The 23693-nt window shown below is 61.7% G+C and carries 20 protein-coding genes; 8 read left to right on the plus strand and 12 right to left on the minus strand.

Translation table 11 applies throughout. The features are described from left to right. Nucleotides 1-63 precede the first annotated feature (63 nt). From FHT38_RS01625 to FHT38_RS01650, 6 genes are all read right to left on the minus strand, one after another. The gene (locus FHT38_RS01625) at nt 64-438 is read right to left on the minus strand and encodes an H-NS family nucleoid-associated regulatory protein (RefSeq protein WP_221213974.1); all 375 of its coding nucleotides are present in this window, start codon (nt 436-438) and stop codon (nt 64-66) included. A 90-nt stretch (nt 439-528) separates the two neighbouring features. Next, a complete protein-coding gene (locus FHT38_RS01630) occupies nt 529-2103 on the minus strand; it encodes a hypothetical protein (protein WP_183489238.1) in 1575 nt (524 codons plus the stop codon). Further along, nucleotides 2093-3247, minus strand: a complete 1155-nt coding sequence (locus tag FHT38_RS01635; RefSeq protein WP_183489241.1) for a TnsD family Tn7-like transposition protein — start codon at nt 3245-3247, stop codon at nt 2093-2095. Before FHT38_RS01635 ends, FHT38_RS01630 begins: the two co-directional genes overlap by 11 nt. A 2-nt stretch (nt 3248-3249) precedes the next feature. Next, nucleotides 3250-4914 (minus strand): TniB family NTP-binding protein, encoded by a 1665-nt coding sequence (locus FHT38_RS01640; RefSeq protein ID WP_183489243.1) that lies wholly within the window; start codon nt 4912-4914, stop codon nt 3250-3252. After that, nucleotides 4911-7166, minus strand: a complete 2256-nt coding sequence (locus FHT38_RS01645; RefSeq protein ID WP_183489246.1) for a Mu transposase C-terminal domain-containing protein — start codon at nt 7164-7166, stop codon at nt 4911-4913. The genes FHT38_RS01640 and FHT38_RS01645 overlap by 4 nt, the downstream gene beginning before the upstream one ends. Further along, nucleotides 7163-8023 (minus strand): TnsA endonuclease N-terminal domain-containing protein, encoded by an 861-nt coding sequence (locus tag FHT38_RS01650; protein ID WP_183489249.1) that lies wholly within the window; start codon nt 8021-8023, stop codon nt 7163-7165. The genes FHT38_RS01645 and FHT38_RS01650 overlap by 4 nt, the downstream gene beginning before the upstream one ends. 341 nt (nt 8024-8364) lie before the next feature. Here FHT38_RS01650 and FHT38_RS01655 point away from each other — a divergent pair, with 341 nt between their 5' ends. Continuing rightward, the gene (locus tag FHT38_RS01655; protein ID WP_183489252.1) at nt 8365-8721 is read left to right on the plus strand and encodes a DUF6471 domain-containing protein; all 357 of its coding nucleotides are present in this window, start codon (nt 8365-8367) and stop codon (nt 8719-8721) included. Nucleotides 8722-8740: 19 nt separating this feature from the next. On the opposite strand, the gene FHT38_RS01660 is transcribed toward FHT38_RS01655, so the two are convergent. From FHT38_RS01660 to FHT38_RS01670, 3 genes are all read right to left on the minus strand, one after another. Continuing rightward, on the minus strand, nt 8741-9259 hold the full coding sequence (locus FHT38_RS01660) for a hypothetical protein (RefSeq protein ID WP_183489255.1): 519 nt from the start codon (nt 9257-9259) through the stop codon (nt 8741-8743). A gap of 751 nt (nt 9260-10010) precedes the next feature. Then, on the minus strand, nt 10011-11333 hold the full coding sequence (locus tag FHT38_RS01665; RefSeq protein ID WP_183489258.1) for a hypothetical protein: 1323 nt from the start codon (nt 11331-11333) through the stop codon (nt 10011-10013). A 15-nt stretch (nt 11334-11348) separates the two neighbouring features. Then, a complete protein-coding gene (locus FHT38_RS01670; RefSeq protein ID WP_183489261.1) occupies nt 11349-11822 on the minus strand; it encodes an Lrp/AsnC family transcriptional regulator in 474 nt (157 codons plus the stop codon). A gap of 188 nt (nt 11823-12010) precedes the next feature. On the opposite strand from FHT38_RS01670, the gene FHT38_RS01675 reads away from it, so the two are divergent. The 3 genes from FHT38_RS01675 (at nt 12011) to FHT38_RS25715 (ending at nt 13394) form a co-directional block, all read left to right on the plus strand. Beyond that, the gene (locus tag FHT38_RS01675; protein ID WP_183489264.1) at nt 12011-12352 is read left to right on the plus strand and encodes a hypothetical protein; all 342 of its coding nucleotides are present in this window, start codon (nt 12011-12013) and stop codon (nt 12350-12352) included. Further along, entirely contained in the window at nt 12349-12906 is a 558-nt protein-coding gene (locus tag FHT38_RS01680; protein ID WP_183489267.1) for an HAD domain-containing protein, read from the plus strand. The genes FHT38_RS01675 and FHT38_RS01680 overlap by 4 nt, the downstream gene beginning before the upstream one ends. A gap of 335 nt (nt 12907-13241) precedes the next feature. Beyond that, the gene (locus FHT38_RS25715) at nt 13242-13394 is read left to right on the plus strand and encodes an MbcA/ParS/Xre antitoxin family protein (protein ID WP_183489271.1); all 153 of its coding nucleotides are present in this window, start codon (nt 13242-13244) and stop codon (nt 13392-13394) included. 611 nt (nt 13395-14005) lie between these two features. Here the strand turns inward: FHT38_RS25715 and FHT38_RS01690 are convergent. Together FHT38_RS01690 and FHT38_RS01695 are read right to left on the minus strand one after the other, a co-directional pair. After that, on the minus strand, nt 14006-15004 hold the full coding sequence (locus tag FHT38_RS01690; protein ID WP_221213975.1) for a tetratricopeptide repeat protein: 999 nt from the start codon (nt 15002-15004) through the stop codon (nt 14006-14008). Between the two features lie 39 nt (nt 15005-15043). Beyond that, complete coding sequence (locus FHT38_RS01695) at nt 15044-16069, minus strand: restriction endonuclease (protein WP_255488573.1); 1026 nt, start codon at nt 16067-16069, stop codon at nt 15044-15046. A gap of 855 nt (nt 16070-16924) precedes the next feature. On the opposite strand from FHT38_RS01695, the gene FHT38_RS01700 reads away from it, so the two are divergent. The 4 genes from FHT38_RS01700 (at nt 16925) to FHT38_RS01715 (ending at nt 22766) form a co-directional block, all read left to right on the plus strand. Then, nucleotides 16925-17410: a hypothetical protein gene (locus tag FHT38_RS01700; protein ID WP_183489276.1), complete on the plus strand. Its 486-nt coding sequence runs from the start codon at nt 16925-16927 to the stop codon at nt 17408-17410. 22 nt (nt 17411-17432) lie between these two features. Then, the gene (locus tag FHT38_RS01705) at nt 17433-18095 is read left to right on the plus strand and encodes a hypothetical protein (RefSeq protein WP_183489279.1); all 663 of its coding nucleotides are present in this window, start codon (nt 17433-17435) and stop codon (nt 18093-18095) included. Between the two features lie 1210 nt (nt 18096-19305). Further along, the gene (locus tag FHT38_RS01710) at nt 19306-20220 is read left to right on the plus strand and encodes a hypothetical protein (RefSeq protein ID WP_221213725.1); all 915 of its coding nucleotides are present in this window, start codon (nt 19306-19308) and stop codon (nt 20218-20220) included. Between the two features lie 1628 nt (nt 20221-21848). Further along, on the plus strand, nt 21849-22766 hold the full coding sequence (locus FHT38_RS01715; RefSeq protein ID WP_183489282.1) for a hypothetical protein: 918 nt from the start codon (nt 21849-21851) through the stop codon (nt 22764-22766). A gap of 55 nt (nt 22767-22821) precedes the next feature. Here FHT38_RS01715 and FHT38_RS01720 read toward each other — a convergent pair whose 3' ends face one another. Beyond that, on the minus strand, nt 22822-23448 hold the full coding sequence (locus FHT38_RS01720; RefSeq protein ID WP_183489285.1) for a hypothetical protein: 627 nt from the start codon (nt 23446-23448) through the stop codon (nt 22822-22824). Nucleotides 23449-23693 lie beyond the last annotated feature (245 nt).

Raw genomic sequence — 23693 nt, forward strand, 5'->3', positions numbered from 1 at the left:
GTTGTGATGGCAGCATCGCACAGTGGCCCGGCGGCTTCGATCCCCCAGTGATGGGGGACCGCGTCAGCCTTGCGGTGACGTAGCGCCGCTCACCCGGAACTCCTCGCGGTTGCGACCTTGCTCTTCGTAGGCCGCCAGCCATCGCGCAGCGCGTCCGCGGCCGCTCCATGTGTTCTGGGGGTTCTGCGGATCGCGGTACATCACCGGGGCCGGGGCGCCCGCATCAGAGCGCTTGCCGCGCTGCTTGTCCTCAACATAGGGTCGCAGGGCATCGAAGGCCTCGTCCGCGGTGAAGCCCGCAGCTTGTGCCTTCTTCACGTAGCCATCCGCGAGCACCTTCAGCTCCTCGTCGCGCTTCTCGCCGATCTCCCGGTCCAGCCGAGCTCGCAAGGCCAGGAGCTCCGTGTAGGTCAGCTTCGCAACATCAAGTTCAGTCATGGTCATCTCAGGCATCCCGCGGAACAGCGGCAGCGGATGGTATGTCGAGGAGGCTGCGGTCCTCGAAGGTGGCCGCTGGCCCTGGTGGAATTAGCCACCTTGTACCGCGTAGAACCTCGCCTGCAGGGAGATGGCGTCTGCAAGCGCGTGATGCCGGTGTAGGCCTCGTTCGGCCCCGAGCCTTTCCCAGCTCGAGGTAGCCGCTCCTTCACCGGTGGGATCGTCAAGCAAGTAACCAACATGCGCCGGGACGACCACCGTGCCAAGCTCACCGGGCAACAGCGTCGTCAGTTGCTCAAGCAGCAGGAAGTCGATGTTGAAGTCGTAATGGACTTCCACCCGTTCTGCACCTAACGAGTTCAGCCAGCCCACGAGCGCCGCTGCTATGGCGTAGGCATCGCCTTGAATCCCCAGACCGGTTCCCATCTGCGCCACGACCTTTGTCTCGATGAAGCTGCCACGCTGCCAGGAGGATCGAGGGAGGGGCAGCGGCCGCTCGGCGTAGAACTCAGTCGTTCCGCAGACCAATCCGAGGCTGAGCAGCTCCACGTCGGTCCGCCGGTCGACGAATTCCGTGTCGAGGAAGACACGGGCCACGTTGCTCTGTTGGGTGGAAACCGTGACCGGATGGCGATGCCCCGGAAGAGGTTGCTCGACAGGAAAGCGGCACTCCCTGAGCAATTGAAGACGGTCCACCAATGCCTTCAACACACCGGAGGTCGTCCACTGATGCAGCAGCCATCCGAGCTCCAGCACCACGCCAGGCGCTTCGCGCTCCCAGTAACGCTGCGCAAGGTAGCGGCCTAGGTGCCGTAGCTGCGCCGCCTCCCAGGCGAAACCATGGATTCGGAGCTGCGGCTCGATGGCCTTCCATTCAGCGTCCGACACAAGTGGCAGCACCTCGCCAGCACGACGAGTCACATCCGTCGACGGGTCCCGATGGAGGAAGAACACCTCCGCTTGGCCGGTCAGGTTGTCTGTGGGATCGACCTCGACAGACTCCACTTCCACCGCCGTGGCATAGAACGACCGGCCAGAATGCTGTCCAACCAGGTTGAGCTCGAATTTGCCGCGAGGCAGGTCGAGGGTGAGTCGGCCTCGACTGGCCCCAACCTCAACGCTTTGCGCGCTGGCACGCGCACTCTGCGAGATATGAATCCAGCGGAGATTACGGTCGTTCCCCTTTCTCGGGTCGAACGACCTGAAGCCCGTAAGCCCGCCTTCGACCTGAACCACAGGCAGGTCATCAGCGAACCTGAGGAAGGCCAGCTTGTCGACGTTCAAGCTCGTGAACGTTTCCGGCAGAACATCCTTGGCCGGCCAGAAGAATGCGCGCATGAACGCCAGCGCGGGCACGAAGAGGCTCTCACCATCATCTCGTTCGATGCGGAACACCGCGTGTCGCGGGCCGGCCCAGGCCGGCAGTTCGATGCCCAGACCCTGAGCGTAGTCCGCGAATCGGGCTGGCTGCCAGTCGGTGAGCGCTCCACTGAAGCTCACCCGCGCTCGCTTCATCGGCAGCCCGTCGGTGGCCAAACTCGGGATGGAAGTCGTCGCGCGTTCGCCGTTCTTTCCAACCGCCTCGACCGCCAAGGAGCCGTCGATGAGAAGGATGCCAATCGCTAGGAACATGCAGGTCGTGCTGTTGAAGTGTTCATGAGTCAAGCTTCCCGCGAGGGCGACCGCCTACTTGCCGTTCTGAGTAGCAGCTGCATTTGAACGCCGCTACCCACTCGGCCACCATTGGCAACTTGCTTCGGCTGTAGCGCCACGAGCTCTCAAGGCCTACGCGCTTCATCAGCGAGTCCACCGAGGAACGTTGGCGCGAACTGCTGAGCGTCTCAAGCTCACGCTCAAGAGCCTCGACTGCCTCAGCATCCACCTGCTTCCAATCAAATTGCGAACCTCGCGGGGTTCGTTCGTGCCGCTCGGGGTCGTACGAGGGGTTCGCTGCGTACTGGAAGAAGACGAGCAGAAGGATGTGCTTGAGCGGTTCGGTGTGGAAGCTGCTGGGCCGCAACAGTCTCGCAGGCCAAGCCTGCGCAAAGTCCGAGCCAATGGCGCATTGAAGGCGTTCAAGAACCTCCTTCCCGAAGAAGGACTGCAGGTCCCTCGCCAGCAACTCGCCATACGCCGATCCATTGAGTCGAACGTACCCACACTCGATGGCGCGCTGTCGATACCAGGTGGCCCAGAGTTCGTCGAGGAGAGTGTGGCCAGCCAGTGCTTCTTCGGACCAGTGAGCGATGGCAAGCTCAATGTCCTCAGCGAGGTGCAGCGCGCACTCACCATCGCAGCACAGTTCATGCGGGAGCGGAACGGGCGCAGGCGCGCTGAGCGGGATGGTCGAACCGACCAGATGGCGGCGGTGCTCGATGCACATGGTGACGCCTGGAAGCTGGTGCACGCGCCGCCAGTAGGACTCACCGTGCATGACCAAGTCTTCATGAACGCAAGCCGGGCAGTACCGCAGCGGAAAGGCTCCGTTGATGGCGCTCTGTGCCAACGCCGCGGGCGGCTTCGGCTTCGGCGTGGCCACCAGCATGCTGGCCCACATGCGGCGGCGTCGCTCCGGTGGCATGAAGCCGATGGAGTAACGGAGCACTGTGTGACGCCTGTTGAAGTCCTCCAGGCTCATCCCGCATGCATGTGCGATCCCGGCCTGCCGCGTCACAACAAGGGAGTGCTGCATCATGGGTTGCCCAGTGAGCTCCTGCAGCAATGTCGTAGGCCGCAGCCCAAGCTCGCGCATGGCCCGCGACAGCACGCTGCCGACGAGCTCATCCCCGTACGGCCGCTGCAAATGCATGGTCAGAGCACCAGAAACTCTTCGACTGCCGGCGCCATACCCAGCAGACCAAGCTGTTCAAGCACCGTCGTGCCGTCTTGCTCGGCGTACGCGTAGGCACGGCGGTAGTCGTACTGGTTGCCGTCGAAGCGCTTTGGGTCTTCTTCCGGCGAGACATTGGCCGCCGCGCCGGAAGTCTTCTTCTTCGGCTTGGTCTTCGGAGGCTTCTCGATGTAGCTATCGGCTAGCAGGACGGCCTGCCGGACGGTCTTTGCCTTGCCCTCCGCAATCACGAAGTCGGCGGCTTCCTCGGCCAGACCGGGGGGCGTCCCCATGTTCATGAGTGCCTCGATGACACTGACGCGGAAGGCCATGTCATCAGGGAGCGGACTGTGCCGCGGGGTCTTCAGATTCTCATGCTGCAGCCAAGCCTGCTGGAGGTGGCGGTCCAGATCGACCGGGCGGATGTCGTCGTACTTGGCCAGCAGCACGAGATTGTTCGTGCGAATTGCATCGAGCAGGTGGTGCAGGATTTTGAAGTCCCGCTTGTAGACCGCTTCGATGAACTCGACCGTGATGGTCTCAGTGCCATTCAACATGGCTCGAATCTGGATAGACCTGAAGAGCTTGATCGTCAGGTCGATGATGCCCTGCGTCGACTCAAACATCATCTGGCGCATAGCACCGGTGAGGGGCACTGGCTTCTTGATCCATTGGTACGCCCAAAGTGTGCCGATGAAGTCCTCCCACTCGCCGTTTCCGCCAGCCGTTTTTGGAACAAGCCGATCCCAGGTGGCGATGCCCTCACCGGTGCTGCGGCGAGCCTGTTGAAGCGCGATGCCGCTGAACCTGGCGGCCTTGTTGGTGCCCACGAAAAGCAGCGGCACGCCGGTGGTATTGCACAGGTTGGTCAACTGGGTCATCAGCACTTGGGCGTTGACCTTCGCGTTGAGCAGGTTGTGGAGCTCGTCACAGATGAGCAGCCCCACGCAGTGCCTATGCATCAGCTTCACCGCGTTCAGAATCATCGTCACCGCGTTCGGGCGACCCTTCGTGTACGTTCGAACGTAGTCGCTCCGCGGGATGCGTTGCTCGAGCGCGTGGAAGATGGAGTTCGCCAGGCCGATGACCGATGCCCCATCGGGCGGGAGCTCAATGTGCAGCACCGGCACCTGATAGGTGTTCGTTGCCGAGTGGTAGATGGTGTCCTTCATGCGAACCCACCAGCGCTTCATCGTCGTGGTCTTCCCCATGCCGGAAAGGCCGATGAGCGCCGTGCTGATTTGAGGCGTCTGCTCGGCCATGAGCTGGTCGAAGGCTTCGCCGGAATGCTGTAGGTCGTACAGCTTCTGGCTGATTTCTGCATGCATGGGTGTCCGCGGAGCGCGACCGACGTAGCCGCTCCGGATCATGTTCTCCAGGGAGTAGAAGAGCTCAACCTGCTGCTGAAGCGGCATCATGAACCTGCTGAGGCTGCTCAACATGTTCATGCGTTCGGACGTGGGCCAGGAGCGTTGCTCCTCGTTGAAGCGCGGCCTGCTGGACAGAGCTCTGAGAACGGCATCGTCTTCGAGCGTCGGTGGCAGGGCCTCGATGAGTGGGTTGCCCTTGTGGTCGGGAATGCGGGAAGGCGTGTACCGGGCCGTCACCGCACCTTCAGGCGCAACGATGGGGTCAAGCTCCTTCATGGCGACTCCTCAGCGGGTGGCGGCGGGAGGAAAGTCTTCTTCAGCGCTGCCAGACGGTCAGCCAGCGACGGAGCAACCTTTTCCGGTGCGGCCACTGGAACTGGTTCGCCGCCTGAGATGTACACCTCTGCCTCGGTGGCCGGCTTTGTGCCCGTGGTGACCACACGCAGCTTCGGCGGAGCTTGCCGCGCCGGAGCCGGAGGTGTCTCACCTGAATCCGAGACGATGATGGGGCGGTCCTCCCGCTCTCGGTTCCGCTCCGCCTCACGATTCTCCTTGGCGTTCTTCTTCCGGGCGCTCTTGGACATGCCCTTGGTTGCCGCCTTCATCTTCGCGTGGCTCTCCTGGATCGCAGGTTCGATTGCATCGAGGTACCGCACGTGCTCCTCACGGTTGCGATGCTTGCCGTCGCCGGTCAGCTTGCTGAGCATGCCCTGAAGTTTGTCGGTGTCCGCGAACGGCAGGCCAGCGTATTGAGCAGAACGAGGAGAAAGCTTGGCCAGATGCGGCTTTGCCTTCCGGTCATTCGGTGGATAGACGAGTATGTGATCGCACCGACGCGGGTCGTATTGAACTTGGACGGGAAACGTCTTGTCGTGCCCGAGGTCGAACCATTCTTCGTCCTCCGCCACCTTGGACCAGTAGTAGAGGTTGTTGAACTGAATGCCGAACTGGTTCACGCTGGCCTTTCCACGGGGAAGGAGAGCGCGGCGAACCGCTTCTTCTGACATCCTTGGGAGTCCGCCCGTCTTGCGGATGCCGTAGGCCCAGAGGTTGAGCGGAGTGGGAAAGACCTCAGCACGGATCATCTCCGAGTTCATCGGGAACTTATGCTGCTCCGTTCGATTCAGCGAGATGATGGTCTCCAGGACGTGCTTGTTCAGCAGCTTCATCGTTGCGTGGGCATCCTTGCGGTAGTCCACCTTCTGTCGGTCGCGCTGGTTGGCGTCCGGATCGGCCGACGGCTCAGAAGTCTGCAAGCGCAGCTGAAGCTGCCCATGCATCGACTCCACGATTGGCTTCATTTCTGGTCGGCTCGCCGGCATGATGTTGAGGACGCCGCCGATGTCCTCGATGTACCTCATGGAGTTTTCGGACGTCCATTCGCTTCCTCGGTCCACGATGAACTCCCATGGGAAAAGCCCATGAGCCGGCCAATCCGCAGGGTCATATTCAACGCCGTATTTTCGGCAGAGCTCTTGCTTGTCCTCGACCATGGAGAGGAACGCCATCGCGGCCGCAGACCAGCTGGGGTTCTCTAGACCCAGGTAGTACCCCACAATCAATCGCGACCAGCGGTCGATGATGAGGTACAGCGTCGGTTTCCCGATGTCGAAACGGGGGTCTTCTTCGAGGACGGCGTAGCATTCCAGCGGGCTTGCATCCACTTCGAAGATATGGCCCACCCCATACACGCCGACCAGCGCGTTCCCCGTCTGGCTTCGCTCATTCTGGTTGAAGTTTTCAATCCCGCCGGCGTTCGTCTTGCGCGTCTTGATCCCGTAAACCGTGTTGTAAAAGTGCCGGAACTGCGCGAGTGACGGGTAGTCGCCCTCATCGCGCAGGGCTTTCGTCTCCTCAGAGACTCGATAGCGCTGACTCAGCATCTCGAGGTGTGTGCGAGGAATCTTCCATCGCAGGTCCTTGATGTACGTCTTGATGAAGTGCCGCATGTTCTCCTGGTCATTTGCCGTGACCTGGTAGGTGCTGACCCCTCGGGGGCTTGGCCGGCCCCGGCCTGCAGTGAGCCCGACGACGCGGCGTTGTTTTGTCTCATCCTGGGGCTTCTTGCCCATAGGGTAGTCGCGCAGGAGTGCCTGCGGCTTCTGACCCCGTTGCCAGAAGCGCCGGAGGTACTTGTACAGAGTCGGCTCCGTGGATGTGGCCGAAGTCACTCCATGTTCCTTCGCCATCTCCGCCTTCAACTTCAGCTTCTCGACGTAGGAACGGATGGCTGCCTTCCTCAGGGAAGGCTGGACCAGACTGAGAAACGGAACGTCGGCACGCAGTCCTTGCAGAAGCGCATAGGCCTTGTTCATTGCGAGCCGCTCGTCTGCCCGGAGCTCGTGCGGAAGGTTCTCTTCGACATCGACGAACTGCAGAAGCGCGACGTGCGACACGCGGAAGATGATCGGCCACGCCTTGTTGTCGTCAATGTCGATGCACCAAACCTGATTGGGGTCGGCGTCGGCCTGCAGAACGCGGAATCGCTTGCCTTCGAAGTCGAAGACTGCATTGAGGTCTAGCTTCATGCCGCGCTCCTGAAAAGGATGCTCTTCTCGTCGCTCGGACGAGGCTGCGTCAGGTGGACCCAGGGAGCGGTGAAGAGGTTGTCAATGTAGAGATTGACGGGAATGGCGCGCTCACGGAACAGAATCGCAAGGAGGCGTAGGCCGTCACCGGAGGGAAGTCCGTAAAACTCCTCGAAATCGGCGCAGAGCAGCGTGGCCGACAGGTCGGCCTGTGAGCCTTTGATACTCCGTGCCCAGCTGACCATCGCCTCTTTGTGGTCGAGCAGCCGTCTCTGTTCAGCGGACTCCTCGCCCTTCCGTATTAGCTTCGAGCGAAGTGTCGCCAGGTTCAGACATACCGACGACGGCAGACGAGACTCGAAGACCAACAGGTGCTTGATGCTTAGGGCTTCGAAGTAGGCACGTTGAAGTTCAAGCCTGTTCAGCGTGCCGCGATCTTCCGCCGCGTCATCGGTCTTGATGTTGACCGCCAGCTCAAAGGGTTGGCCGTTTTCCCCTTGCATGATTAGCAGGAAATCGACCGTCATCACCATGGGGACATTGGTCCTGTCGTACTTCGGATGCGGGAGTCCAACATCGTTCGCGATGCGCAGCGAAACTTCTCGATCCAGCGGGAATTGCTCCCGAATGTCCAGGACGTTCGGCGACCATTCCGCGCACAGCAGAAAGTTGTACTCAGGGTCTGAGAGTACCTGGTGCATGCGATCTATCTTCAGCCCTGGAACAGGACGAGACTTCCCTCGTGACGAGAAGTCGGTGACGTAAATCCACGGCTTGTAGTCAGCCCCTTCGCCCTGACCGCGGCCCTCCTTCTGGAGGCGCGCAACGGTGTCCTCGTCCCACTTCAGTATGGGCATGTCAGACCTCCAGCGGCGGCTGAGGGAGACTCGGCCGCTCGGTCAAACCTTCGATGAGCGAATGGCATCGCAACGCGCGCCGCGTCGCCCGAACCTTCGCCCCCCTCGTCGTTGCGCCGGACGTCATGGGACGCTCCCGTCGCTGACTGTCGGCCATCACCACTCGTCCTGCTGACCGTGTCGTCGATGAGCAGTGGGCACGACCCGACGAATTCATCGTAGGCGATGAATTTTCATCGTCAAAGAAGAAGACCATTGCAGCTAAGTGTGAAGTTTCGGGTGGTGGGAGCGCGGTTGAGTCATCATTGCGTTAGACCATCCTTCACAGATTGCCAACCACGATGAACAGCTGGGAAGAAGAAGCCCGCAACATGCTGCGCGCTGAGATGCAACGCCGCGGCATGAACTTCAAGGCGCTTCAGGAGCGCCTTGAGGCGCTGGGTGTTCGCGAGACTTCTGTGAACCTCTCCAACAAGATGGCGCGTGGGAAGTTCTCTTTCGCCTTCGCCTTGCAGTGCATGGCTGCGATGGAGAAGGACCTGCAGCAGCCCGCGCGGCGGAGCTCCGGTGAGAAGCTCCGAGCCAGGCCGAAGGCGGCCAGCCCTCAAGACGGAGAAGCTGACGCTCCGGTCCTTCGACGAGGCGATTCTGTCGAGAGCAACAGCGCCACTTTCCGGCGGCGCCCTGGAAGCTCATGAGCGCACAGCCAACGAGACCTCAGTCCCGGCCGCGAATCGTGAAGGCCAGGTCAATCTCTTCGGCGTGGATGATCGACTCCACCAGGCGGAACGCCTCGCGGTCCTCGCGCCGGTCGAATTCGGTGTCGATTCGGTCAGAGAAGGGGCTGTAGTTCAGCTCATCGACCAGGCCCGCATGCGCGTCTTCGATGCGGTCCTCGTCTTCTGACGCTACGGCCCATGCGGCCAGGCGACATGCATCAGAGACGTCCCCCAGGTGCTTGCGGTAGGCGATGCCGTCGTCGGTGCGTGCCAGCGCAAGCAGATGAGCTTCTTGCACGAGCGCGACGCAGAACTTCTCCGCCCGTTCGCGCGTCCCTGCGTCGTCAATGACGGCGAGCGCCTTCTGCATGGCGAGCAGCCGATAGTCGATCTTTTCGACCTTCTTGACCGCACGCTTTTTCGCCGGAGCTGCCTTGGTCGCAGCCGTCTTCTTCGCTGCGGCCGGCGCCTTCTTTGCGGTGGCGCTCTTCGCCGGTGCTGCTTTCTTCGTTGCCATATTCCCTCGTGATGGTCCTGTTATGGGTGCGCGTTACATCGCGTCACTGCCATTCTTGCCTTCACAAAATGTCGGCGTCGGCAACAAGCAATAGTTGGGGAATGGAAGCGCGAACTCTTCCACGACCGGCAGAAGGCGGCCGTGCGAATGTCGGAGTGCGACTGTCCCGTTTGGGGGTCAGGTCTTGAGAAGAGTGAGCCGCCCGTCGGTGCGGCGTGCGTCCGCTTGGTCGAAGAAAGCTGAGGCCGGCAGGCCCAGTGCGCTCCTCGCCGCAGTCCCCCGCCGTTCGGCCCAACATCCCAGCGCCTCCCGCCTGAGTGGTCAGCAGTGCATCGCAGCTTCCGGTCGCCCTGGCACGCGGCCGACACACCTGTAGAGCTAAGGTCTCTGGCCACTGTGAAGCGTTGCTTCTGAACGAAAGCGGAACACCTCCAGAGCATGCATCCTCCAGAGTTCGAGAGCGGTCGACGTGACCGCGTGCACTCCAGAGCCGCTAATGACCAAGAAGAACGCCGCTGCCCGCCAGTCCCCTACCGTCGCAGATGTTGCGAGGATGAAGTCAGGTTTCGCGAAACACCACGGCGGAGGCACTCCTCCTCCCCCGCATGTACGTCGCATCGAGCGCGCGTCCGCCAAGGCGCCGGCGAAGGGAGCGAAGTGACATGGCAGCTCCGCGCTCCGGAAACGTCCCTTCGCCGACCAAGCAGGACCAGAACAATCGCTCCGACCAACTCAACCCGAACAACGATGCTTACTGGCAGTCGAGGGGCGACAGCCTGAGGCCGAATGACTGGGAGGACCGCATAAAGCCCGGAGACGAAGACTGAGCCCGTAGCCACTCAGGCCAAGGGAGGTCCGCAGGCGCAGGTAGACGGTCGGCCCAACGCCTGCGGTGTCCCTCCCAAATGTTCCCGTAAGACTCATGGCACAGCACGATCACAGTGCCGGCGAGGCTTGAGCCTGGCTTCTTGCGAACTAACGACCGTTCCATCCACAGCGCCAGCGAAATCCACGGAACTGGAACCTCGAAGCAACCTTCACCGGATAGGTTGGTGGTCAACGAGCTCCACAGCTCAACCGCCTGATCGAACCGCAAAGGCTTGGCGCCGGACACCCATTTGCGGACGACGAGGTCACTCGTGGATTCATGCGCGATGTCTTGCGTCAGTTCTTTCGGGCCGGGCTTCTCGGTAGGCCACTCTTTCCGACCCGTACCTCGTTTTGCGACCGCCCAAAGCAGCTCGAACAGATGCCGCGTGGGCCTCGCGACCACATCCCGCTTCAAGCCGTTTGAGTTCGTAGGATCGAAGTCGGGGTGGAACTTCGGCTGCATCCAAAAGAAGGTCGGCACGGGCTGAAGCCGACCCAGGTAGCGGGCACCCCATTCGACATCGACAGCAGCAAGCGCTGCCATCAGTGCGTAACTCGCTGCAGTGGCCGACGGTTTGACCAGAGCCTGCCATTCACGGGCCTCGAGGATCGCCTGGCGCAGTCCCAAGGCTTCATGTCGAAGCTCCTCCGATGCATACACCTGAGCCTCATCCACCAAGAAGTCTGCCAACACCTGTTTGCAGGATTCGAAGTCGCCTCCCTCAATATGAGCGAGGACGTCGGCCGCGAGACGGTCAACCTTCGCGCAGTATGCGATGGCATGCTCAAGCGGCAGTGGACTGGCTTGGCCTAGCCTGTAGGCGAAGCTTGCTAGCGGCGTCCTCGGATGAGCCGCCAGGACCCCATCGACTTCCTGCTCCGAGTACCCCTTGTCTCTGAGGTACTCCCTCGAGACCCTCTGGGAGTGCTCGCCGATTCGCTCCAGCCGTCGCGCTCCCTTCACGTTGAACCCCTCCTGGCTGAGATGAGCGGGGGAAATGCCCGTGAGCCTGCTGATGAGGCTGCGCAATGAACTGCCTTCGCAGGCGGCAAGCACGTCGAAGGGGAACAGCAGGAGGTTGCCCCAATGGGAGGCAACACCGCGTGATGGGCTTTCGCGGGGCATGCGCTCATTTTCGGCGACTGAGGCGAGCGGATTGAGCGGGCATTCCCACTTGGTGGCGGAGAGACGGCGTACGGCCATCCGTCTTGTCGACTATCAGATGTACGACAGCGGCAGTGCGGTCGTGAACTTGATTTCCTCCATCGCGAAGCTCGATGAGACGTCGAAGAGCTCTGTGTTGTGGATGAGGCGCTTGTAGACCTGGTCGTACGCGGCGATGTCAGGCACGACTACGCGTAGGAGGTAATCCACATCTCCGCTCATCCGGTAGAACTCGACGACCTCTGGGATCGCTTCAACGGTGGCCCGAAAGCGCTCAAACCAAGCCTGGGAGTGGGTGTTGGTGCGCACTGACACGAACACGGTCACACCGACGTTTACCTTCATGCGGTCAAGCAGAACCACGTTCGCCGTGATGACGCCGGCCTCCTTCAGGCGCTGAACTCGCCGCCAGCACGGCGTCGAAGAGAGCCCCACTTCGTTGGCCAAATCCGCGATCTGCATCGCCGAGTCCTTCTGAAGCAACTCAAGCAACTTGCGGTCGATGGAATCCAGTTTTACTTTCGCCATGATTCTTGAAATTTTCCGCAAGTAGACGAGGTCTCCCGCAGGGCCGCAAGCTGAATTTTGGCCAAACACCGAGTGGCCGGTACCTTTGGGCTGTCCGGTCCGAACCGACCTTGGTGGCTCATTCAGTGAGCCACCTTTGATCTATGGTGCTCTCGAAGCTTCGCCGGTTGCGAGGCTAGGGAGTCGCCATGGTGCTCAACGAGATTCGTCAGGCGCTGGCTGAAGCAGCCGGACAGCTTGGGCTCGACCGCTGGACGATGGCGCGGCGGCTCGATCTTCCAGAACCCGCAGTGGAGTCGATCCTGGCTTGCGACACGACCCTCACGGTCGACCAACTCATCCGCGCGGCGGAGGCACTTGAGCTTGAGGTGGTCTTGCAAGCAGCGCGTCCCAGGCCGAGGTTGGTCGGCCCGGTTCCATCAGTCGTCGACGAGGTGGTTGAGCGGCTGTTCCCAGACCGCGTTGTTCATCTCAACGAGGCCGGTCCCGCGCTTCCAGGCGATGCCGAGCCGGAAGGGGAAACGCAATGAACGTCGTGTACTTGGGAATCTCTGGGGTCTTGCACCCGTCGTCCAGCTTCTACCGCTACGTGCATGGGCGGGAAGCCAGCGAGGACGGCCACCGGAAGTATCAGTCGGTGGACGCGTTGGACGATGCACTGGTTGGATGGCCGTCCGCGAGGATCGTGCTGACGTCAACACAACCGTGGGCGAAGAGCCTTGCTGAGGTGCTTGTCGAACTCGGGCCACTCGCTACTCGGGTTGATGGTTTCAGCTTCGAAGACCTGACGACGAAGGCGCCTTCCCGAGTTCGCCGCGGACGTCCGATGTACGACGTGGACTACTGGCGTCTCTCCAAGGGACAGATTGTTCATGCGCACGTGGACTGGTTGCGGCCGAAGGCGTGGATCGCCCTCGACGACGAAGACCTGGGATGGGACGACGATGACCGCAAGCAGCGCTTGGTGCTGACGAGCGGCACGGAAGGGTTGAAGGACCCCAAAGCGATGGACCGACTGGTGACCGTCCTCGAGGGCAACTTTGGGCGGCCTGGATCGCTCGCGACGCGAAAGGAGCGGCGTTGATGGCCGCAGCAACTGCCCCTTGCTGGAAGCTGTTCCTGGACCGAGAGAACCAGGTGTGGGACGAGACTTGGAGGTTGCTTGGCGGAGCGGAAGGTTGGGGCCCAAAGCCCGACGGCCCTTGGGACGTTCAATGCCGCGCGCGGCGTGGGGTGCCGGACAGGGCCCTGACGCAGCTTCTTATATGCCTGGAGGCCCTTGGCCTCTCTCAGGTGGTCCAGCGGCTCAGGAATGATGCCGAGCGGTCAGAGCGGGATGCCGGCGAGAGCTGCCAGATGACACCAGCGCTCGCGCAGAGGGTCTGGCAAGTCGCACATGTCCTAGCCCGGTCGACCGGGATGCAAGGGTCTCAGCGCGCCGCGCGGGCCTGGTTACTGACGCCTGCCAGGAGCCTCGACGCAGCCCGCCCGGTGGAACTTCTGACCACAGCCCAGGGGACCGAGGCGGTCCTTGAGCACCTGCAGCGCTTGGCGCTAAACGCGTACGTCTGAGTCTGTTTCAAGGGTTGGATGCGCGCGCTGTCCCAGAGGCGAGGCAACAGACCGACGAGAAGCTTCGGCGCGGAGCGCCCTGGGTGGCCTGTGAGACCTTCGCGGCGCGGCGCGGAGAGGAAATCAACGCGTTGATTTGATCCTCAATCAAGGATTTCCTCAGAAATGTTGATCTTGGATTTAGGGTGCTGGTGTGACACCCTGGAGGTATGGAGAGGGAATCTTTGCATAGGAATTGCCACCCCGACGCAGCAAGCGTCGGTTCCCTTCAGACTCGCTTCCAGATGCGTGCCTCCCGGGGCACTACCTCAAAGATTTAGCCTTCCGCCAAGACTTGTGTCCACGGGCTCTAGCTTCGCCACCCGCCTCGCTGTCTCAGGACACTACCCCACAGTACGAGTCTCCTCCAGCCGCTGTCGTCATGTCTCTCCCCAGCTGGACGACGGCCCTCTCGAGCCGCAGGCACGGTATAGGTGATCGCAGGCTTGATGCCTCTTGTTCCCTCTGCAAGCAATTCGCCTTGTGACGGTGGGAGTTTTGGCGCCCGGCACCCGAAATGAGCCTCAACGGTGTGTGCGACTGGCGAGCTGGAGGTGCTTCATCGGGCGCGATTAGTCAGGCGAACTCTGGGCCTGCCCCAACTTCTTCCGCAAGGCTGTCGCCTTCCGCGCGACGCCGATCTTGGGATTGAGTGCCAGCGCTGCGTCGTATGACGCAAGAGCCTCAGCGCTCCGGCCTAGCGCTTCCAACGCCTCGCCCTGTACGCGCAGGCCGAGCGCTTGGTAGTCGCCGACATTGGAGCTCAGCTGCTGCAGAGCACCACCCACCGCCAGCAATGCCTCCTCGATCTTCTGTTGGTTGCCGCCAGCGGCGTCCATGGCGGCACGAGCTCCAAGGATGCGACTCTCCGGTCCGCCTTTTTCGAGGCGAGCCCCGCAGAATGATTCGCTATCCAGGAACTCGCCCGTCGGCCCATAGCGGAAGCGCCCAAGCGTCTTGTGAACCACCGTCAGGTGCTTCAACGAACCGTCGTCGCTCACCGCAAACGCGTAGCTGTCAGCCCAGCCTGTGTCAGGTGAAGTCGAGAAAAGGATTGCTCCCCCATCGACGTTCAGCACCTCCAGCAGGTCTCCGTCGGCGTGCGACGAGTTCGCGGTTTGGACCACGACGTAGCGGCCGCACTTTGAGATGTCGAGGTTGTAGACGTTGGCCTCGTACTGCCGACGGAACAGCTCGCGACCAGCAGCGTCGAAGACACGCACATCCCCACTGATGCCACTCTCCCAGGTGCTGTCATCGACCACGAAGATGCCCTCGTCTGAGACGGCACACTCCATCGGACGGGATAAGCCAGTCACGAGCGCCCCGACGCGGTCTGCCGGGTAGTCCACCAGAACGGCGCGTCCGTCCAGCTGGCCGCGCCGCGGGTTGGACAGCGGAGGCCGGTCCATGCAACCGACAACCCAGCGCTTGTTCCGGGACTGGCGTCCTTGGCCCATGAAATTCAAAGAATCGACGGTGAGGAAGTTGTCCGAATAGGACGCGTCCCTGGGGCCTGACCGGCGGGAAGGACTGGCGGGGCCAGATCGGACTTTGGACTTCGAGCTCAAGCCGAGGAGGCGAAGGATGAAACGTCCGACTCCCATGGGTCAGCCAACTCGCAGTTCAGATTGGGTCGTGGGGGCGAGGAAGTCAGGCATCTGCTCTGGTCTGAAGTGGAGCACCAGGCGAACGATCTTCATCGCGAGACCCTGATCCAGCGCGTGCATCAGGCTGCTCATGTTGCGTGTGATTTGCGCGCGTCGCATGACCTCTCGCCAACGGGGACGACCGTCAGGCGTGCTCTCCCAGTGAAGCAACTCCACGAGGGCACGGTGTCCGAACTGGCTTGTGTCGGAGACGGTGTAGTGGAACCAGACGTGCGACGGCGTGTCCTCCACGCGTTCGCCCAGGTCGGAGCACATGAAGATCGCCTGCAGGTTCCCTTCCAGGTCTTCTAGGGTCTCCCCGGTGTAGGACGTGTACTCGATCTTGTCGAAGGACCCGATCCACTTTTCGGTGGTCTCACCGTCCTTGTGCTCGCTTGAAACCAGCTGGTCCTTGCGCATGCGGAGATGGACGCCGGCGCCGTCGCCTAGCGAAAACGCCACATCTCCGGCCAGCGCGCACATCAGGTTCTGTCGCATCGCGAGGTCGAGGTCGATGTAGTGGTTCCCCTTGCGCTCCTCCATGTGCTGGGCTTCGAAGAGCGTCCAGATGCCGTAGTGCTTCCAGGCGATGAGCAGCGACATACCCACCAGGGTCGCGTATGCCTTGAGCCTGTTCAGATACCCGTCGGAGAACCTGAGCTTGGGCCCATCCGACGTCTTGACCTCGATGAGCACCGGCCGTTCATCAACCTGTGTGGTGAACCTGGCCAGCAGATCAGGCACCTGGTACTCCGCCTTCGACGAGGCTGGCACCTGGACTTGGTCCAGCTTGTGCAGCAGGCGGCACTTGCCGAGCCAAGCGCAAACTGCGGCGAACTCATCCTCCGCCGGTATCCCCCGATCCAGCCGTCGGACGCGTCTCGCGAGCTCTTCCGGGTCGGCGCTCCACCCCAGGTTTGCCAGAGCCTCTTGAAACAGCCAGGGGCCATCTGCCGGCATGCTGCCGTTCGTGTTCTTGTCGGTCATCCCAACCTCCCTACGCGGATTCTGCGGCCCACCGCGCAAGTCTTCGAGCGGATGACGTGCCTTGCGGCGACGCCAGCCCTCCGGGCGCCGATCCCCCGGTGGTCGACGCTGCGAGAATGCATCACCCCGCACGTCGCCATCTCTGGTGGACGGCGGCGGAGCGGTGGATAAGGTGACCGATGAACTTTTCCATCCCCGACGCCACAACGGTTGAAGCGCTGCTCGTAGTCCTTGAGCGGCATCCGTTCGGAGTTGCTCTTGCAGCAGGCCTCATTGCTGTGGCCGGGTACTTTTGGAGAACGAAGAAGTGATCGTATTACTCGGCGTCCCAGATGGGCGCCTCGTCGACACGCTCAAGAGGTGCTATGACGAGCACGTTGAGCGGATGAGGCGCATCGTGGGATTCGACTACGACTTGATCGAGCAGGTGCCGCGGGCTGTGCACGTCATGCCTACGACGCCGACGGAAGCCGCCGACGTGGCAGCATCCCAGTCGAACGGGCCAGGCTCGCCCACACGCAGGGGCCGAGTTTGCCGTGGTCGCGAGGCACGGTGGCTGATTACGCCCCAGGTCGAATGGAGCCAGGCTCCCCCCTGCGGCACTTGATGCCGTTCATCAGCTTTGGGGCCCTGCGGGGCCCTTTCGCATTTCGTGTTGGCAGGACAACCGTATGGAGTACGCGCCAGTCTGTCCTGCGGTGAGACCTCGGGCTACTCGCAGAGGCGCTGTCTGATGCCCGGTACAGAAGCAAATCTGAAGGTGAAGCGACCCTCAGGTGCGTGGTGTCAGCCTCCGCTCCACTCCGATACCCTTCAAGATTCGAAGCAAAAAATGAATCGCCCAGGGAGGGTGGAATGGCTTCTAAGTTGAATCGAGCGCTGCAGAGACGGCTGCTGGAGCAGATCGCCGATGGCTATCCTGACTTCGTACAACCTGACGATTTAGGGTTCGACCAAGCTGACCCTGCATGGGTTCAGAACGTGGCCTATCTTGAGGAGCACGGGCTTGTCGAGAATCGCGGCCATGTCGCGCTTGATGGTCCACCTTGCATCTTGCTCTCCAAAATTACGGCGCAAGGCATCGACTTCTTGTCCGAAGACGGTGGCCTAAATGCCGTCCTTAACGTGGTGACTGTCCGGCTCGACGGAGATACTTTGAAGGCGTTGCTGACTCAGAAGGTTGAGGAAAGCCCCCTCCCTCCCGAAGAGAAATCGCGGATCAAAGAGCTTCTTCAGAAGGCAGGCGAGGAAGGGCTAAAGAAGGCCACCACGCTGCTCGTTGAGGCCGCCGTGAAGCACGCCCCGGACATCGGACGCATCGTCCAAGCTGCGCTGACCTGACGGATAACCGGCGTGGGTACTGATGAGCAGTTTCTTCTCAGAGCGCACCGCGGAATACTCGATTCTTCCCCCATTGGTTGGGCACCTCGCAGGGCGCTTCGGCCGGGCGGTGCCAATGTTCCTGTGGAGCAACCGCGAGGGCAACACAACCTCGGGACGAATCCATGAAGGGGTAGACGTCCGCGTCTTGGCCGTCTTCGCGAGGCGACCGAAGGTGACCAAGGACCCCGAGGTTGTGGGCGGAAAGCTCAACGCTGAGCTCATGGAGTTCGCCGCAGAGGCAGCGACTTGCGGGATTCCATGCGTGGCGGGGTTCCCGGCGGTGGGAAGGCTGGTGGACATGTGCGGCGACTTCAAGACCCATTGGTTCTTGGTGCCTACCAGGGGCGCCGGCGACAGCACCTTCACCGTGAACATCTCGAGCTCCGACGCTGAACCTCAATGGGAGAGTGGCCGCCCAATAGACGTGCTGAGCCTGGGGCAGGTCGCTGATCTGGTCGAGGACAGTTCGAGCCCCAGGCCCTGGGCGGCAGCCATGGACGCCATAGAAAGGTCTCGGGTGAAGCGGGCGTACGGCATGTTCGGCCCCTACGGAGGCAATCCCTACCGGCCTGTCTACGTGATGATTCCGGTACAGGCCACTCGACCAACAACACGACGACGCATCCTGTTGGACCCAAGCTAACGGCGCACGCCGGCTTCGAGGAGCTCCGCCGGTGTCGTCGACCCGCCGAAGTAGCTTGGCTTAGCGCGACGTACTCGCAGTGGGAGTTCGCCTAGCTCGAGGGTCCGGCGCAATCTCACCAGCCACACAGGACACAACGTTGCTTGGGTGAATCACCACTTCACTTGCGTCGACCATGTCCAGGCCAATGTTGTGGACCACCTGATGCAATGCCATCTTCTCGTTCAAGGCGACGACAGTTCTGGTGCTTCCATCTCGCAGGGTCGTGTGCCAGTAGCGCCAGGCTGCCTTGTTCAGCAAGGTCCCACACTCGAAGCAGCAGTAGTTTCCAAGCCAGAGCCGATGCACCCCACGCGCACAGTGCCGTCGGCGCATGTAGAGCTGAAGGACGTCAAGGCACGGCCTAGCCAGGATGCTAGGTAGGTGATGTAGCGCAGCGTACAACTCTTCGTAGCGCACGAGATGAGGCGCTCAACGAGCGCGGCTTGATGGCGACGCCGAATTGTCGCGGCTCCCGTTCGACCCCAGTCGCGTCGAAGCCCTGGCCACGCCGCGAACCCGTGAGATTCTCAGCGCGATCACACACCTCGGCGCAGCTCGTTCCTCCGGCACGGATTCAGGGCGGGGGCAACGCCACGAGGGCGGCCCAGTAACCCATCGAAGAAGCCATGCCACGACCAGGCGCTCACGGGCTCGCTGTCAAAAACAGAGGCTTCGACATGCTCGACGACGTTCCGTTCTTGCGGCGCTGACATCAGCCCTCTCCAGGTTCGAACGGAGAGTGCCCAGAAGCTCAGTTCGACCTGGACCTGGTCAAAGCCGTCGCTCCCCCCGCACTCCCTGGAGCAGACCGACTGGCACCCGCTCCTCACGCAAGGAAATCATGGTCCAGCAGGTGCAGGACCCCAGGCCCAGGCGAAGGGCTCGCGAACGGGGTTCAGCATTTGGCTCTCAGAATTGGGGGCTGTTTCACCCCCTCCGCTCCCAAGTCGTGACAAGACAATGGCGCCATGACCCAACCCAGAAGCATCGAGCGGGATGACATTCCCCGGATAGGCGATCCCCTGATTTCGGTTCCGCTGGTCCGCGCACGACCCGACACATCTTCACGCTCAAGCGTGATGCCCACACCCGCCGGGGTGTGGCTTCAGTCTTGACGTCCCAGCCTGACGCAGCCCCTAGGAACAAACACCTCTTCTAAGAACTTCCCATGGCCACCAAGTTCACGCATCGCCTTGTTGAGTTGACCTATGAAGCCGCTCTTAAGTCCTTCTGGCGGAAGACGGCGCTACGCAAGTTCCTCTTGAGTGCCCATGTCGCCGACGCGCACCTGAATACTTGGTCCGTCGATGAGAGTAAGCGCGACTTTCTCGACCGCACGTTCCAGAAGCTTCAGGGCAGCGACCGCGGCAAGGCTGTCATTTTCGAGATGGCCAATGCCCTGTCGGAACAGACATCCTTCCCGGACTTGCGGGACTGGGAGGACAGCGAGCAGAAGATTGCCGCCGCGACAAAGGCCGTGGCAGAACTGAGAGCGTACGTCGGGGCGCAAGCAGAAGAAGTTCGCACCGAGCGGGAGCGGGAGGAAGCGAAATCTCGAGCCCATGAAGAACGCCAGAAGGTCCAGCGGGGCCTGACCGACAAGCGCAAGCTGCAGGAGCGACTGGATCAGCTTCACCCGTTGGTTGGCACCCAGCAGGGGGGCTACGAGTTTCAAGATTGGTTCTACGAGCTGCTGGACTTCTGCGAGATTCAGAACCGTCGGCCCTACGTCAGCGCCGGCCGGCAAATAGACGGCTCGATCACTCTCGACGGGACGACCTATCTGGTGGAGCTGAAGTTCACGAGCGGTCAGGCCAGCGCGACAGACATCGACTCGCTGCGGTCCAAGGTCGACGATAAGGCCGACAACACCATGGGCATCATGGTGTCCATCTCTGGGTATTCGTCGGTCGCTATCACGCAGGCGTCGGGACGCAAGACAGCTCTGCTGCTCTTCGACGCTATGCACCTGTACCTTTTCCTGGCCGGGGCGATCTCGTTCCAAGAGGTGCTGCTGCGTGTGCGTCGGCATGCCTCGCAGACTGGCGAAGCCTACTTGCCAACATCAGGCTTTGGCGGTTGACCGAGCTTGTGCCACCGACGTCATGCGGCGGTCGAGCAACGCCGACCAAGGCCTTGAGCGTTCACCCGCGGTCGGCGCATAGACTCGAGCGCGAAGTGCGGGGACATCGAAGCCCCGCGCCCGTTTCCGGAGCAGAGCCATCTGAATCTTGGAGGCCGCGATGGCAGGAACCAAGCTTGCGTCGAGACTGGCGGTGGCTCGATGGGCCATGGAGACCCTGGCGCCTCGCGTACAGGCTGGCGGGCAGTACCAGCTGGCCGAACCGCACATGCCAGCGTACTACCTACTGAACGAAGCAGGCTGCAGCCTGCTCCTGGCGCCCAACGTGCTTCGCCTTCCGGACGACCCTGAGGCGTCCATGCTCCTCGACGTCAGCATGGAGCACGGCCGCAAGGTAATGTCGATCAGCTGGTTCCCCTCGCGGCCGTGGGTGCCACCGCACATCTCAGCGATGAAAGCTGGGGACTGGATGATCCGACTGGGGTGGCGTGAGCCGGGGTAGGCCGGGTCAACTCCACGGCGTCCTTGCTGCCGACAGCCGCCCTATCAGAGCAGCCTGATCTAGCTACGACGTGATGGCTTACCCAGCAGGTATCCAGAGAGTCTGTCAGGCTCAGTGGGCGACGAGGTCATCCGGTTCTCCGGCCCCGACTATCCCCGCTCGCTGTGGACAACTCTGTTCGTTCTCTGAGCAGCGCGAGCCCAAGTCGTTGTCCCCGTGCGGAAAGTCTTCCTCAGCCACAAAATGAGGCACTGGTCGCGTTAGCACCTCTAGGGCTGCGTTGCTAGCTAGCGGCATTCGGCCGCATCGGACCTGACCAAGGGCCCCGGGTGGGGCCGGAAACTTACGGGCGCGGATCAAAAACGCTTTGGTATCGCCGGAAAATTCACTTTGGTTTCGCCGAGGGGAATCGTTTCAAGTCATTGATTTTGTTGGTGTTTTTACTGCCCACCGCAAACTGTCTAGGATGCGGACGAGCTTGGCTCATGTCATGAGCTACCAGGGGCCCTACGCTGACGGGAGGAGAACGCAATGTGCACTGACCTCACCCCCGCCCAACAACAGCTCGCGACTCTCATGTCCCAGATGTCTGAGCGCGCCTACCGAGCACAGTGGATGCTCAACATCGAGGTCGAACTCTGGCGGGCTATGCATGCACCAGGTGGCGGAGGAGCTCCTCACAACCTGACGCCGGACGATGCAGCGCAGCTCCAGACGATTGCGGAGACCTGCGGAGGTTGAATCGCCCACGACCACACCTCGGGACTGGCGTTCGTGCCGATGGAGGAGTGGCTGGCCCGAATGGGTGAAGGCCAACGCGGCTGAAGGGGAGGCAATGGAGAGGGGCAGAGCCGCGCTGCAGCTTTCGGTCTGAGCCAGGGCGCCCCCCAGCGGACGAAAACGTCCCGCAGTGCCAAGGACGGCTTGAACTTCAAGACGTACATGCCTTCGCTCATAAGGTTGTGCGAATGCTGGAACAACCGAAGCGACCGAAGTGGCAGGTCCGCGGATCGCGAGGTACCGAATCCTCATGAGCCGTTCTTCACTTCTGCGCCGTCGAGGCCCGCCGGCTGCGCTTCGCATAGCCCTTGCTCGCGTAAAGTCTGCTCGCAAGAAAGCGAGCGTTATGTTCAATCTGTTGGTGTCGGCGGACGAGACCGCCTGGGAGGGCCGCCCCTCCATCTTCGACCTTACCCGGTGCATCCGCGAGTACACGGACGCGGACATCACCAAGCGGTTTGGCGACCTCGACGAAGCCAGCGTCGAGCAGTTGAAAAAGCTGCCGGCCATCTTTGCCTACGAGGAGGCCGTCGGTAAGGCCCCGAAGTTCGGGCGGATCACGGACGTCAGCAAGCGTGCGAACCGACGGGAGGTCCGCGTCGACTACGAATTGATCCCGCTCCAGAGGTTCCTGACGAGCGAAGAGCTTTGGTCCATGGGCGCGGAGCTCGACTACGGCACATGGGAATCGAGCCGTACGCATTGGGCGGTGAAAAACGTCGACCTGATGCGAGAACTGCTAGCGAAGGGGATCATCCTGCCGCCCCAGTTCGCCGCAGCTGGTCAGCCGCGCATCCCATCGCCGCTTCAATACGTCGACATCACACAGCACCACTTCGACGTCGCCTTCTCCTTCCCAGGTGAGTATCGAGAGACCGTGGAGGCGGTGGCACGTGAGACCACGGTGCTGAAGGGCAGCCACTCGCGCTTCTACGACAACAACTATCAGGCGCAGTTGGCACGACCCGGCCTAGATTTGCTGCTGCAGGCCCTTTACCGCGACAGGGCAAAGCTTATCGTGGTCTTCATCGGGAGCGACTACCAACGGAAGGTTTGGCCGGGCATCGAGTGGACCGCCATCCGGTCCATCATCACGAACTTGCGGGAGCCTGCGCGCGTGATGTACGTGAAGATGGACGAGGGCCAAGTGGACGGCATCTTCCACCACGATGGGTACATCGACGGCCGCAAGTTCAGCGCAGCCCAGATCGCCGAATTCATCGCGGAGCGGCTCCACTTCCTTGGCCCCCGACAAGCCGTTTGACCTGCCCCACGCTAAGCGCGCATGCTCCGCGAACTGTGAAGTCGCCTTCTCACACCTAGCAGGTTCGACCCGTGGCGTCGTGCCAGTCGCCTTCCTCTTCGTTAACCCGCTGCGCTTCTCGCTTTCGCCATTCCTCCGCTTCTTGCGCTCGCCTTGATTCGTGAGCTCGGATCAGGCGCTCGCATTCACCAAGGCGTTCGTAATCCATCAGCGGCACGACGTGGAAACACACCTGTGCGAGCTCGTCCAACTGCGCGCACGCAGCAGACGCATCGAGGAAGAGGCGAGCGAATCTGCAGCGATGTGCCTCCAGCGCATTTGCGCTCAGCCCAGGCATCTCCAGAGTCTTCGCCGACGAAACGGCACTTTCAAGCTGCGCTGGAAGTCGAAGAATCGCGACCAGAAGGTCCTTCGGGAGCACTTTCCACGAGACGTCGACATCAGGCGGATTGAAGAGTTCCGGATACTTCACCGAAGGCTTCCACCGGTTTTGCTGTCGCAGCCTGGTCGTCCGCCGTGTTGAGCTTTCGCTGGCGCCCTCGTCCGTGGCCACCTCATAGCAGGCGTCAGCGAATTCGGAGAGCTGCCTGCCCACAACGACGGCTAGGTGCACGATGTCCCTTTCGTCGCGTTCCTTTGCGGTTCGACGTTCTCGCCGGTTGGTCAACCATGCACCCAGCATGACTCCGGAGATTCCGGAGACAGCCGTGGCGAGCGGAATGAATGGAACCCACCAACTTTGAGCCATAGCCCCTCCGTGCTCTGGGTTGAGGACCGGCCGGACGTTGCACAGCCCGGAGCCGAACTGCGGGGGAGTTGCACGAGACGCAGGGTGCCGAGCGGTTGTTCACCAGGACGTCGACACCGTGCGACAAGAATGCCATGGAACCGTGATTCGTGTCCGACAGGATCGCATCGCGAGGGCCC

The organism is Mitsuaria sp. BK041, assembly GCF_014193085.1.
GTDB lineage: Bacteria > Pseudomonadota > Gammaproteobacteria > Burkholderiales > Burkholderiaceae_C > Roseateles.

Bases quoted from the DNA above. Each gene is read 5' to 3' on its own strand.
- FHT38_RS01720 (WP_183489285.1), bottom strand. From the start codon at position 23,448: ATGCTGGGTGCATGGTTGACCAACCGGCGAGAACGTCGAACCGCAAAG.
- FHT38_RS01710 (WP_221213725.1), top strand. From the start codon at position 19,306: ATGGCCACCAAGTTCACGCATCGCCTTGTTGAGTTGACCTATGAAGCC.
- FHT38_RS01670 (WP_183489261.1), bottom strand. From the start codon at position 11,822: ATGGCGAAAGTAAAACTGGATTCCATCGACCGCAAGTTGCTTGAGTTG.
- FHT38_RS01680 (WP_183489267.1), top strand. From the start codon at position 12,349: ATGAACGTCGTGTACTTGGGAATCTCTGGGGTCTTGCACCCGTCGTCC.
- FHT38_RS25715 (WP_183489271.1), top strand. From the start codon at position 13,242: ATGCAAGGGTCTCAGCGCGCCGCGCGGGCCTGGTTACTGACGCCTGCC.
- FHT38_RS01640 (WP_183489243.1), bottom strand. From the start codon at position 4,914: ATGAAGGAGCTTGACCCCATCGTTGCGCCTGAAGGTGCGGTGACGGCC.
- FHT38_RS01660 (WP_183489255.1), bottom strand. From the start codon at position 9,259: ATGGCAACGAAGAAAGCAGCACCGGCGAAGAGCGCCACCGCAAAGAAG.
- FHT38_RS01700 (WP_183489276.1), top strand. From the start codon at position 16,925: ATGGCTTCTAAGTTGAATCGAGCGCTGCAGAGACGGCTGCTGGAGCAG.
- FHT38_RS01705 (WP_183489279.1), top strand. From the start codon at position 17,433: ATGAGCAGTTTCTTCTCAGAGCGCACCGCGGAATACTCGATTCTTCCC.
- FHT38_RS01665 (WP_183489258.1), bottom strand. From the start codon at position 11,333: ATGGCCGTACGCCGTCTCTCCGCCACCAAGTGGGAATGCCCGCTCAAT.
- FHT38_RS01675 (WP_183489264.1), top strand. From the start codon at position 12,011: ATGGTGCTCAACGAGATTCGTCAGGCGCTGGCTGAAGCAGCCGGACAG.
- FHT38_RS01650 (WP_183489249.1), bottom strand. From the start codon at position 8,023: ATGCCCATACTGAAGTGGGACGAGGACACCGTTGCGCGCCTCCAGAAG.
- FHT38_RS01695 (WP_255488573.1), bottom strand. From the start codon at position 16,069: ATGACCGACAAGAACACGAACGGCAGCATGCCGGCAGATGGCCCCTGG.
- FHT38_RS01715 (WP_183489282.1), top strand. From the start codon at position 21,849: ATGTTCAATCTGTTGGTGTCGGCGGACGAGACCGCCTGGGAGGGCCGC.
- FHT38_RS01635 (WP_183489241.1), bottom strand. From the start codon at position 3,247: ATGCATTTGCAGCGGCCGTACGGGGATGAGCTCGTCGGCAGCGTGCTG.
- FHT38_RS01655 (WP_183489252.1), top strand. From the start codon at position 8,365: ATGAACAGCTGGGAAGAAGAAGCCCGCAACATGCTGCGCGCTGAGATG.
- FHT38_RS01645 (WP_183489246.1), bottom strand. From the start codon at position 7,166: ATGAAGCTAGACCTCAATGCAGTCTTCGACTTCGAAGGCAAGCGATTC.
- FHT38_RS01625 (WP_221213974.1), bottom strand. From the start codon at position 438: ATGACTGAACTTGATGTTGCGAAGCTGACCTACACGGAGCTCCTGGCC.